Origin of the sequence: Liquorilactobacillus vini DSM 20605 (genome assembly GCF_000255495.1) — a bacterium.
Classification (GTDB): Bacteria; Bacillota; Bacilli; order Lactobacillales; family Lactobacillaceae; genus Liquorilactobacillus; species Liquorilactobacillus vini.
In genome coordinates, this window is sequence record NZ_AHYZ01000219.1 from 1 (window position 1) to 224 (window position 224).

General features: G+C 34.8%; 1 protein-coding gene. It reads left to right on the forward strand.

Translation table 11 applies throughout. The features are described from left to right. Nucleotides 1-167 (forward strand): ISL3 family transposase (locus ON15_RS11145; protein WP_010581433.1); only part of this gene is annotated, 167 nt, incomplete at its 5' end. Between the last annotated feature and the right edge of the window lie 57 nt (nt 168-224).

Here is a 224-nt window from a genome sequence, read left to right on the forward strand (position 1 = left end):
AAACCCTAAAGAAAAATCTAAAATATGTTTCAAACAGCTGTGAATCATCACTTTCTAATGGACCTATCGAAGGAATCAATCGTAAAATCAAAGCACTTAAACGGATCTGTTACGGATTCAAAAATATGGATCATTTTTATGCCAGAATTCTTTTAATTGTAAAATAAAGAAGCCCCCCATTCAGAGGACTTCATGGTTCCACCAATATAGTTTGACGGAGACCC